Source organism: Streptomyces sp. NPDC002680 (assembly GCF_042889145.1).
Taxonomy (GTDB): Bacteria; Actinomycetota; Actinomycetes; order Streptomycetales; family Streptomycetaceae; genus Streptomyces; species Streptomyces adonidis.
In genome coordinates this window covers 346713-358507 of record NZ_JBIAQP010000008.1, presented here as the reverse complement: position 1 = coordinate 358507, position 11795 = coordinate 346713, and the positions used below count along the sequence as shown (strand labels likewise).

7 protein-coding genes are annotated in these 11795 nt (G+C 67.4%); 3 read left to right on the top strand and 4 right to left on the bottom strand.

Annotated elements, in window-relative coordinates:
* Positions 1-114 precede the first annotated feature (114 nt).
* From ACFYXF_RS22940 to ACFYXF_RS22930, 3 genes are all read left to right on the top strand, one after another.
* Positions 115-867, top strand: a complete 753-nt coding sequence (locus tag ACFYXF_RS22940; RefSeq protein WP_389351792.1) for a DUF6879 family protein — start codon at positions 115-117, stop codon at positions 865-867.
* A 12-nt stretch (positions 868-879) separates the two neighbouring features.
* The gene (locus ACFYXF_RS22935; protein ID WP_389351791.1) at positions 880-1734 is read left to right on the top strand and encodes a helix-turn-helix domain-containing protein; all 855 of its coding nucleotides are present in this window, start codon (positions 880-882) and stop codon (positions 1732-1734) included.
* 1204 nt (positions 1735-2938) lie between these two features.
* Positions 2939-3217, top strand: coding sequence for a GntR family transcriptional regulator (locus tag ACFYXF_RS22930; RefSeq protein ID WP_389351789.1), 279 nt, complete (start codon positions 2939-2941; stop codon positions 3215-3217).
* A gap of 144 nt (positions 3218-3361) precedes the next feature.
* Here the strand turns inward: ACFYXF_RS22930 and ACFYXF_RS22925 are convergent, their stop codons facing one another.
* From ACFYXF_RS22925 to ACFYXF_RS22910, 4 genes are all read right to left on the bottom strand, one after another.
* Positions 3362-3937 (bottom strand): hypothetical protein, encoded by a 576-nt coding sequence (locus ACFYXF_RS22925; protein WP_389351788.1) that lies wholly within the window; start codon positions 3935-3937, stop codon positions 3362-3364.
* Positions 3938-3984: 47 nt separating this feature from the next.
* Positions 3985-4554, bottom strand: a complete 570-nt coding sequence (locus ACFYXF_RS22920) for a PH domain-containing protein (protein ID WP_389351786.1) — start codon at positions 4552-4554, stop codon at positions 3985-3987.
* A 208-nt stretch (positions 4555-4762) separates the two neighbouring features.
* The gene (locus tag ACFYXF_RS22915) at positions 4763-5290 is read right to left on the bottom strand and encodes a hypothetical protein (protein ID WP_389351784.1); all 528 of its coding nucleotides are present in this window, start codon (positions 5288-5290) and stop codon (positions 4763-4765) included.
* Between the two features lie 127 nt (positions 5291-5417).
* Positions 5418-11795 (bottom strand): RHS repeat-associated core domain-containing protein, encoded by a 6378-nt coding sequence (locus ACFYXF_RS22910; RefSeq protein ID WP_389351782.1) that lies wholly within the window; start codon positions 11793-11795, stop codon positions 5418-5420.

Here is an 11795-nt window from a genome sequence, read left to right as displayed (position 1 = left end):
GAACCTGGCCGAATGTTCTCACCTGGTCTCACTCAAAGGAGTGCACTCTGTAGATCGGCACAGCACACCTGGTGAAGCTGGTGGTGACAGCATCCACACCAAGAGGAGGCGGCCATGGCACGACGACTGCGCTTCAACGGCACGGACAGCAAGAACGGCGGATGCCCAGCCATTCACGAGGATCTCGGCTCCGGGCAGATCATCGTCCAGGGCGAGCCGCTCACCGACCCCGATGACCTCGCCCAGCTCCAGCACTTCGGCCCCACGGACACGGCGGTTGTCGTACCGCGGGAACTCCTCGTCAACCACGGCCCCAAGGAGATCGACCGAGTGGCCAAGCTGATCGACCTGGCCGAGTTCCGGCAGCTCTTCGAGACGTTCGAGCACACGGCCTGGCGCCTGGAGACCCGCCGGGGCTACGCATCGGACCGTGAGGATCCCACGTACGCCGAATTCGTCGAGACCGGCGGCATCACCCTCGACTACGACGACGAATGGTCACGCAACATCCGGACCCAGACCGAGGCCGGCAAGACCATCGGCCGCGTACGGATCGTCGACCAGCAGCCGACCACCGGCCAGCTCTTCCTGCTCACCGACGCACCGCGCAACGCGGCGGCCGGGGAGGATATGCGGTACCTATGGCGCAGTGATGCCGAAGCGCAGCGGCTTCCCGCCGAAGATTTCTGGATCTTCGACAGCCGATTGGTCGCCCTGCTCAACTTCGACGACGATGACGTCCTCCACGACGTGGAGGTGATCACGGAGCCTGCGGAGGTGCTCCGGTACTGCCAGGTCCGCGATGCCGCAAGGCATCACGCCGTGCCGCACAACCAGTTCGCGGCGCGGCTCGGCGCGAACGGATAGCGAGCGAGGCCGGTGAGCACAGACTTTCAGCAGGCCCGGGAAACCCTCGGAGTGCGCCTCCGGGAACTACGGCTCTCGGCACCTGGAGGTCGGCTCACCGGCACCGACCTCGCTCAGCGGCTCGGCTGGCCACACTCCAAGATCTACAAACTGGAGAACGGCCGACAGACCGCGACCTCCGAAGACCTGCGCGCCTGGGCCGAAGGGGTGGGCCAACCCAACGCCTTCGCCGAACTGGACGCGCGTCTCAAGGGCTTCGAGTCCCACATCCGCTCCTGGCGCCGCCAACTGGCCGCCGGACACCGTCCCGTACAGGACAGCTGGAACATCGAGGTCGAACGGTCGAGGACCATCCACGCCTGGGAGGAGGCCGTCATCCCCGGCCTGCTCCAGACAGCCGACTACGCACGCCACATGTTCCTGCGCTACTCGGACCTCCTGGGCTCGACGCGGGACACCGACGCGGCTGTCCGCGCGCGGATGAAGCGCCAGGAGTGGCTGTACGAGGGCGGCGGACGCAGGTTCCACGCCCTGGTGTGGGAAGCGGCTCTCCACGCCCTGATCTGCCCTCCGCCCGTCCTCGCCGCCCAACTCGACCGTCTCACGGGCCTGATCGGCATGGACACTGTCGAGCTGGGGATCATCCCGCTGAACGCCTCCCTCAAGATCCCCACGGCGAACGGCTTCTGGATCCTGGACGACAGACTCGTGATCGCCGAGGACTGGCACGCGGAACTGTGGCTGGACGACACCGACTCGGTCGCGACGTACCTGCGGGTCTGGAACACGCTGCGGGAGTCCGCGGTGTACGGGGCCGACGCCCACAACGTCATCAACCGGGCTCGGCGCGCACTGAACCTGCCTTGACGGCATCGTGGGCGCGGGGGGCACGGGCAGGCGTAAGGCCCCCTCTGCGACAGGTGTTGCGCAGAGGGGGCGGGCCTGATCCGGCGCTACTGGATGATCTCCAGGACGTCGAGGACGAGCAGAACGACAGACCCGGACATGGTCATGAGGGCGAGTGTCCGCCCGTACGACTTCAGCCGCACCTGCACCGACTCCCTTGTTGCACAGGGGCATTGGCGTTCATACACGCACTCCCGCCGCCAAGCCCGGCGTCGGACGATGACATGGACAGGTGCACACCAGATAGCGCAGCCCGGGAACGCCACTGTCACGAGGTTCGGCGTCCGGGCATTGCTCGTGGGTGCCGATGGTGCAACGCCCGGACACATACGGGGACTCCGGCGTCGGGGCAGCCCCACGGGCAGTGCTCATTCGGGCACTCCGTTCTCGGCGTTCGACTCGAACCGGAGAGGGCGGACGTCCCACATGCCGCCCCGTGCGTCCCGGTGATGCCCCTTGTGCCCCTCGTCCCGTACGTATGCCCCGGCTTCACTGAATGTCATAGCCCGGTAGAAGATCAGGGCTCGGACCCTCCCGCACCTGACGCCAGCCGTAAGTCCGGTCATCGGGACCTCACCCCGTCCAGCACGGAGTGAATGTCGCGGGTGTCGAAGCTGATGCGGAAGTCGGCGGCCAACACCGCGACGGCACGACGCCGCAACCGCACGGCTCGTTCGCGCGCCGTCCAATGGGGCCGCACGCTCGCGGTACGGGGCCTTGCGGAGGACCGAACGTAGATGTGCTCGGGCAAGTACGGCCGCGACAGTGCCGACGATGCTCCGTCGAGGGGCGCGCGGTCGGTGCTGTACGGAGAACGCGGGGTAACCAGACGCGCGACAAGGCGTCCTTGTTCCTTCACGTTCCCGCTGCTCATGACGGTTCGGCGTGGTTCAAGCGCCGCCTTGCGGCGCCTACCGGTGGCAGGCAGGGCCAAACACAGAACCAGCAGCGCTACTGGACACAAGGCCCGGTGCAGTGCGGCCGCGATACGGTTGCGCACGTCGTCAACCTCCAGAGGGTTGGTGGCCGTGCCCCGGGGTGTTCGCGCACCGCCGGGGTCTCTGTTTCGTTGCGCTCCCACAGTAGTGTGTGACGTACCTAGATGCATCACGATGTAGCTAGAGCTAATAATGTGGACACATGTACGACTGCCTAATGTCGAGTCATGAGTCTTGATCCGGAGTCTGGACGCCCTCTCTACGCACAGCTCGCAGACGTACTCGAAGCGAGGATCACGAGCGGTGAGTACGCACCCGACCGCATGATCCCCACGCCGGCACGGCTGGCCGAGGAGTACGGCATCGCACAGATGACCGCACGCCGCACGATGCGGGAGCTTCGGGAACGGGGGTTGATCTACACGGTCCCGGGCAAGGGGTCGTATGTGCTGCCCGCTGACTCGAAGAGCGGAGGGGAGGAAAGGGGTGAACGGGGCGGGGAGTAGCGGCAACGCTTTGACTCCCGCGTCCCGTAGTGGGCGTGATCAGCGCTCGCGCCAGGCTCTGTCACGAGCGCAGGTCACTCAGTCCGCAGATCTGGAATCGGCGTCGCTCCGCAGCCGATTGGAGGTCGGGTACGGAACAGACCGTCAGCCCAAGAGCACGATGACGCCCCTGACCACCATCGCCAGCACGGTGATCCCGAAGGCGACCGCCAAAAGGAATTCGAAGATTCCCGAGGTCTCGGTGATGCGCACCTCGTCCGTCGGCGCCCCCTCGCTGGTCTCGTCCTGGCCTGCCGCCGCCAGACGACGGCCCTCTTCCAGTATCTCGATCACCCTGCGGTGGCGGCCGAACGACGGCCAGCGACTGAACGCCTCGATGCGCACCCGTGAGCCGTTCCCCAGTTCCAGAGAGAGCTCGCCCGACCGGGGTTCCCAGTCGACGCCCGACACCATCCGCCAGGGGATCCGATACCGGTCGTACACATTGTGGATCACCAGGGTGGTGGCACTCACGGACACGGACGGCAGCATTTGAAGGCGTGCCGCCCAGATGAGCACCCACCACAGAGCGACGATTAGCAGGATCCCCGACACACTGGTTTCGGACTTCGGCCCCGTGGCAGCCGCGACGACCCCCGTCACGGGGATCGTCGCGGCAAGGAGACTGCCCATGACCCGACGGTCCCACCAGGGGGTGATGCGTTCCAGGTCCTTCGTCATTCCCTGCGTTCTCCCACGAGTTGAAGCTCATCACGGAAACCCGTGCATCAGTTCAAGAGTGCGGCGGCGCCCTTGACCACCAGCGCCACCAGGGTGACCCCGAAGACGAGCGTCATGACGATTTCGGTGATTCCCGAGGCCTCGGTGATGCGTACGTCATCCGCCGGCGCCCTGGCGCCGGTCTCACCCTGGTCTGTCGCCGCCAGACGACGACCTTCTTCCAGCGTCTCTATCACCTTCCGGTGACGGCCGAACGACGGCCAACGACTGAACGCCTCGACGCGCACCCGCTGACCGTTCGACAGGTCGAGAGAGAGCACGCCTTCCCGTGGTTCCCAGTCGATGCCCGTCAACAGCTGCCAGGGGATCTCGTAGGTGCGGTAGAGGTTACGGACCACCAGGGCGGAGGCGCTCACGGACGCGGACGGCACCATCTGCACGCGCGCGATCCAGATCATCAGGCACAGCAGGCTGACGATCAACGATACGTGCCACACGCTCAATTCGGACATCGCCCGGATGCCCGCGACGGCCGCCGACGTGACGGCCACGACACCGAGGCCTGCCAACACCTTGCGGTCCCACCAAGGGGTGATGCATTCCAGGTTCTTCGTCATTTCCTACAGTCTCCGCGAGTTGATCTCCTACTCCAGCCTTCTGCTCCCCCGCAGAAGCCTCGACGCCGCCGCCGATCCGCCACCGGAGGCCACAGCGGCCGGAACCGGCGAGGATGCCAGGATTGGGGTATCGGCCATTCCTGGTGCGGGCTCGTCGCCAGATGGCCGAAGCCCGCGGTGGCGGCAAGCACGTCGCGGAAACCGTGCATCAGTTCAGGAGCACGATGACGCCCCTGACCACCAACGCCAGCAGGATGATCCCGAAGGCGAGCCCCAGGACGAATTCGGTGATTCCCGAGGTCTCGGTGATGCCCACCTCGTCCACCGGCGAGCCCGCACCGGTCCCACCCCCGCCTGCCACCGCCAGACGACGGCCCTCTTCCAGTATCTCGATCACCTTCCGGTGGCGGCCGAACGACGGCCAACGACTGAACGCCTCGACCCGCACCCGCGAGCCGCTCGCCAGTTCCAGAGAAAGCTCGCCTGACCGGGGTTCCCAATCGATGCCCGACACCATCCGCCAGGGGATCCGATACCGGTCGTACACATTGTGGATCACCAGGGTGGTGGCACTCACGGACACGGACGGCAACAGGTGAATGCGTGCTGCCCAGATGAACACCAACCACAGAGCGACGACCACCAAGATCCCCGACACACTCGCTTCACGCATCGACCCGGCGGCGGTCGCAGCGATCCCCGTCACGGGGAGGACCGCGACGAGGAGACCGCCCATGACCCGACGGTCCCACCAGGGGGTGATGCGCTCCAGGTTCTTCGTCATTCCCTCATTCTCTCCTGCCGGTCGTTATCCTCGCGGGGACCTCAGGCGCCCGCGAGGAGAACGACCGGGCCCCTATGCGTCAGCCGCCGAACAGGCCGCTGACACCTCGCCAAGCGCTGCGTGCGCCGCTCGCGAACGCTCGCCCGGCCCGGCCGATACCGCTGCCGATCGTGGTGACGGCCTGCATGGCTTCGCCGCTGCGCGCCATCGGAATGAATCCGGCAGCGGTGGAGAGGAGAGCGTTACCGCAGCCCATACTGAACGTGTCGGCGATGCATGCGTCGAGTGCCAGAACCCCGCCGATGAGGACCGCTGCCAGACCCAGTATGCCCGCCGCGGGTGCGGCACCGACGACGAGGCACACTATGCCTGCGATGGTCGCGAGGTTGCCGACCGTGGACAGCACCTCGGCTGAGTCGTCGCTCAAGAAGGCATGGTCGTCCGCCTCTTCCTCCTCGATCTTGACGTTCTCGGCCTTGCTCATGCAGTCCTTCGCGCTACCACCCTGCAAGCACGCGTTGAAGAACGAGATCTGGGCCTTGGCCTGGTCGTCGGTCGCCGTTCTGAGCCACGTCTTGTACTGCGGTTCGGTGAGCCACCGCGTGCCCTGGTAGTTGAGGTCCTCGGTCATCCAGTCGTAGACGATCTTGGGCAGCTTCTTCGTCTTCGCCTTCCCGTTCGCGATCGATCCGTCGCCCACCTGGTTGCCCTTGGTGTGGTCCACCGTGCGGGTCTTCGGGTCGTAGCCCACATCCTGCTGCGTCTTCTTGTCGCAGTACTGAAGGTCGTACTGGCAGGAGTTGGGACGGGAGCCGATCTCGGTTCCGGCCGGGTCGGAGAAGGTGGCGGGGTTCTGGCCCGCGTAGCTGTAGCCGTTCAGGCTCTGTGGGATCTCTGCCTGGAGCACCGGGTCGACGCTGAGGAACTGGCCGATGACCGGGTCGTATTCACGTGCTCCTAGGTGGGTCAGACCTGTTCCGCTGTCGGTCGTCATGCCGAGGAAGCCCTTGTCGTCGGGCCAGGTTCCCGTGCCGCCGCTGCGGCTTTCGCCGAATACTGTGGTGTAGCGCTTGGTGAGGGTCTGCGTCGCGTCAGCTGTGATGGCCACGCTGTTCGTGCCCTGTTGATCCCCGGCGAGCCAGCACAGTTGCGCCGTACCGCTCTGGGTACTGCGCATCGCGACCGTGCTCTCGCCGATGCCGTAGTACCGGTCGGCCCACTTCTTGCCCGCCTTGAGGTGGACCTCGGTGGAGCCGAGGTACAGCACCGACTCCCCGGCCGCGTCGCGACGGATCAGCAGGTTTCCGTCCGCCCCGTAGACGTAGTCCGTGGTGCGCGGGGTGCCGCTCGGGTCCTCGGTCACCTTGGCCAGTCGGCCCTCGTCGTCCCAGGCGAGGGACTGCGTGGCCGAGCCGTCGGGCCGCTTGGTGGTGTTGCCGGCCGCGTCGTAGGCGTAGGTCGCGGTGGCGCCGGTGCAGGAACCGCTGGTGGTGGTCAGCAGGGTGTGCGGCTGGGTGGAGCCACCCTTGTAGCAGTAGTTGACCGTGGTGTCGGTGCCGTCGGTACGGTGCTTCTTCTCGGTCGCGCGCTGCCCGCCGTCGGTGTACGTGTAACTCGTCCAGTACGGGGCCGCGCCGGCCAGGGCCGCGGTGGTGGGCGTGGCGGAGCAGTCACCACCGGCGGGCGTCCAGACATCTGTGACTCGCTGGTAGCCGTCGTAGTCCAGGCACTGGTGGTCGGCCGCGCCGGTGCCGCCGAGGGTGGTGGTGTCGGAGATCTTGGTGACGTTGCCGGCCGTGTCGTACGAGTAGAAAAGGTTCAACGCGTCGTACGCGTGGGCCTGACCGCGCACCTCGGTGCGCAGCAGTCGTCCGGTGCCGTCCTCGTAGTCGTGGACGACGTCGACCTTCATCACCCCGGTGGCCTCCGAGACACCGAGGCGCTGGGTGGAGACCTGGGACAGGTCGGTGTACGTGGTGCCCAGCACGATGCCCTGGCCGCCGGCGGTGAGGGTGGTCGCGAGTCCCCGGTCGTTGTAGCCGTACTCGACCTTCTCCGCGGCGAGGCCGCCGGCCGCCGGTTGGTTGGTGTACTGCAGGGTGCCGTCGACGTTGTAGTAGCTGGAGAAGTCGAGCGTGTTCGAGGCCAGCGCCCCGGAGGTGACCAGGCCGTCGCCCTCGGGCAGCGTCAGCCGGGTGCCGGTGGCGTGGTACTGCTTGTCGTACGCGGTGACGCTCTGGGTGTACGCGGACCCGGTGGTGGTGGCGCCGCCCACGTACCGGGTGGAGGACGCCGGCTGGCCCTTGCCTCCGGTGACCGTGTCGTACTCGGAGTGGGTCAGCTTGTTGGCGTCCGTCTTCTGTGCGGTGAGTACCGAGGCGCTGGTGAGGTCCGCGTTCACGGCGGACTTCCAGGTGTCGGTGACACGGCCGAGCACGTCGTAGGCGGAGATCACGGCGCGGCCGGTGGCGTCCTTCGTCCAGGACACCTGGTCGAGCGCCGTGTAGCCGGTGACCGTGGTGCCCTTGTCCGGGTCGTTCGCCGCGATCTGACGGCCGTACAGGTCGTAGGTGTAGGACCAGGCTGCGCCGTCCGGGCCGGTGATCGTCTTGTTCTTCCCATCGGGCGTGAACGTGAACCGGGTGCCGGTGTGGGCCGCTCCGGCGGCGCCGCCGAACTCGGTGTCGGTGGGCGAAGTGCCCGCGTACTGGCGTTCCTCGACCGTGCGTCCCAGGGCGTCGGTGATGGTGCGCTTGGCGGAGCCGCCCGGGATGCCGGTCGTGGCGGTGGAGTCACCCGTGTAACTGTTGGTGGTCTGCCACTGCTGCACGCCGCCGGTGAGAAACGTGGTGGTGACGGGCCGGCCAGCCGCGTCGTAGCCGGTCTTCGTCAGGCGGGGTGCCTCGCCGTACTCGGCCTGCATGTACGTCCCCGACGGCGCGGCGGCGTCGTAGACGTCCGCGTAGGTCTCGTCAGCCAGTCCCCGACTGTCGTAGCGAGTGTCGGTGAGGATGCGTCCGCTGGTCGCTCCGGGCGTCTGGGTCTGGATGGTGCGGAGCATCGAGTCGTAGATCTTGTAGTTGGTGGCGTAGGTGTCGCCGTCCGCCTTGAGGGTGCCGGTCGACGTCCATGAGGGGGCGTCGTTGGTAACGGAGTAGCGGAAGACGTAACTGGCGCTCTGTTTGCCCGAGTTGCTGCGGTTGGGCAGCCACACGGAGGTGGTCCGGCCGAGCGCGTCGTAGGCGGACTCGGTGAGGTTGTTGTTGACGTCGTAGGTCTTGGTCGTCAGACCGCGCGTCGGGTCGAAGAAGATGTACGACTTCTGCGACTTGGCGTCGGTGGTCTGGGTGCGGGTCAGCGGTCCGGTCGTCGTCGGGGTGTAGGCGACGGTGGTGGCGTTGCCGCCCGCGTCGGTGGTGGTCAGGGAGCGGCCGAGCGCGTCGTAGGTGGTACGGCCGGTCGTCTGCCAGGACGCCGGGTTGCGCTCACCGCCGGTCGCGGTCGCGGGGTAGCCGCTGGGGCGGCCAGTCCAGGTTGCTTCGCCCTTGGTGGGTGTCTGGCCGACGCTCCACACGGTGGTCGTGGCGTTGTCGTAGAAGGTGGCCGAGTCGGACAGGACATCGCCCGCAGTGGCCGTCGTCGCCGGAAGAGACAGGTCGGTCTCCGCGACCGAGCAGGCCCGGCCCACGACCCGGGTCCGGGAGACCATGGAGTTGATGCCCAGGCTGTCGTTGCGGGCGTACCAGGTGCGGGTACAGGTCTCGTCGCCCGACTTCGCGGTGTCACCGGTGTCGTCGACCTTGGACACCATGCCGTAGTCGTCGTAGGTGCTGGCCGTGGAGCGACTGCGCCAGCTGCCAGAAGCCGTCAGGTAGGTGGACGTGGTGGACTTGTCGATGCCGACGTAGTAGCTCTCGGTGTCGGCGTACGACTTGTGTTGGGTGGCGGTCCGCTTCGCCCAGGGGTTGTTGACGGCCACGGTGATCGGTGTGGTGCCGTTGTAGGTGATCTGCTGGCGCAGGAGACCCGCGTACTGGTCGTTGTCCTTCTGCGCCGGCACGCTCAAGCCGGACACGGCAACACCGGAAACGCTTGCCGAGCGGCGGGTGTCCAGGTCGAGCGCGCCGTCGCTGCCCAGGAGCCGGTCCCCGTCCATGCCCTGGAGATAGACCGAGGTCACCTTGGACAGGTTGCCGCCGGTGCCCTTGGAGGAGGTGACGGTGCCGTAGCCGCGCCAGATGGACCAGGTCCGTTCCTCGGCCGGAGCCAGCGGCGAGTCGTTGTAGTGCCAGGCTGGGTCGGCGTAGGTGTAGCTGTTGACCACGTTCTCGTTGTGACCGGCCGGGTCGCTCGTGACGACGGCGAGCACCCGGTACTTGTGGAACCAGTCGACCGAGGCTTCTGATGCGCCGTTGATGTGCCAGTACTGGGGGTAGCAGGGCTTGGCGTTGTCGTCCTCGGCGGTGGGCATGTTGCTGCCGCGCGCGCACTCCGGGTCGGAGAACGTCACGTCGGTGATCGCGCCCGTCTCCGACGTGACCGTGCGGATGCGGGGCTTGGAGAGCGGCAGGATGTCGTCCGTCGCGTCCACCCGGTTGGGCCGCATGCTGTAGGTGAAGGTGATCGGGGGCAGGGCGAGGTCGGTCCCGGCCTCTCCGGTGCGCGTGATGCTCTTGAGCGTCAGCGTCTGGTCCGAGGTGTCACCGATGTCCCCGCCGTCGAGGTACTGCTGAGTCAGCGCCCAGGAGTCGACGGGGGTGAAGGCGCTGGTGCCCGCCGACCACGCGAAGGTGTTGACGCCGGTCAGCCGCTTGCGGGTGAAGAACGCCGGGCTGGTCGCGAGACAGTCCGCGCCGGAGGCGCAGATCGTGTCGAAGGGGACGTCCGGCCAGTTCTGCGAGGTGGAGTCCTTCAGCTCCGAACAGTCCGCGGCCGTGCAGCGCTCCGCGTACGTGAACTCGACCTTGGCGGAGGTGACCCCGGAGAACAGCGCGGCGGCCCGCTGCCCGTAGAGGATCTTGGTGAGGTAGCCGCCGCGGACGTAGTCGGTGGTCCCGGTGCTCGCGCCGTTCTTGCCGTAGTAGTTGGACTCCTTCGTGTACCAGTACGACATGGCGTTGTCGTGCAGGTCCTCGACGTAGTCGAGGTTCCATCGCCAGGCCTGAGTGACCGCACGGCCGGCGAAGGCGCTCCCCTGGTCGTAGCCGGGCTCGCCCGAGTCGTCGCCGAAGACCGGGGTGGTCCACACCGAGTTGGTGCGCTCGGTATCGGCGCCCGTCAGCTTGTTCAGGCCGAACACGTAGCGAGCACCGTCGCCCGTGGTGACGGTCCAGTACTCGCCGTTGTTGTCGCCGTTGTCGGCTCCGGTCGACAGGGTGACCGTGGAGGCGTCGTCGTTCTTGAGCCGCCACGCGCCGGTCGTGTCGTCCTTGACCAGTTCGGTCGCCTGGCCGTTGAGTACCAGGCTGGCGTTGTCGTACTTCCAGCACAGGTCGTTCTTGTCGGTCTGCCCGTCTTCGTCGCAGGACCCGTAGGAACGCTCGACGTAGGAGTTCGCGGACAGGTCGAAGCCCTCACCGGCCTGGCTGGTCTGGTTGTTCGTGGCCGCCGTCTGCCCGTCCACGGTGGCCGAGTTGTAACTCAGGGTCAGCGGCGGAGCGGCTCCCGGGGCCGGCGGGACATCCATCGGATACGACCAGCTGAACGCGCCCGAGGAGGCGCCTGCCTCCCAGGTCGCCGACGGGGACAACTGCGTCGCCTCGAAGGTGCCCGCGCCGGACGCGGATTCGCCGGACGCGGTCGCGGCCAGGGCCAGCACGGTCGGCGCCGCGTTTGCCAGTGCGACCGTGCCGGTCACGGACTGCCCGTCGATGTCGTTGCGGGACGCCACGGGTGTCGTCCTGCGGCACTCGGTCTTCTCCGGGGTGGTCAGGGCGCACTGCGGCAGGCTCACCAGGCCCAGCCGCCCCGACCAGCCGCCGCCGTACGCGGAGGCGAACCGGCCGTAGTCGACACTGACCTGGGCGGAGCCGCCCTGCTCTGCGCGCACGCTGAGCAGAACGCCCTTGATGCCCAGGCCGGTTGCCGCCTCGTGGCCGAGCACTTGCACGGAGGCGGTGCCCGACGCGGCCTTCTTCGCCGTCTTCGGCGCGGTCAGCGCTACGGGCAGTTCGCCGACGGATGTAGTGGCGTCGGCCGACCGGCCGATACCCAGGGTGTGGTTGGCCGGGCCGGGCCAGTCGACCCTCTGCTCGGCGCGGGCCCGCTGGGCCTGACGGTCGTTGGCCTTGCGCTGATTGGCGACCCGCTCGCGCTCGGCCTTGGCACCGGGTGTCGTCACCGCCTCGGGTTCGCTGGTGTCCCGTTGCCACAGCGCCGAGAGCGGCTTGGGTCTCTCGGCCGCCTGTGCGACGGTCAGCCCACCGCCGGTGAGGCTCAGGGCAACCCCGAGCGCCAC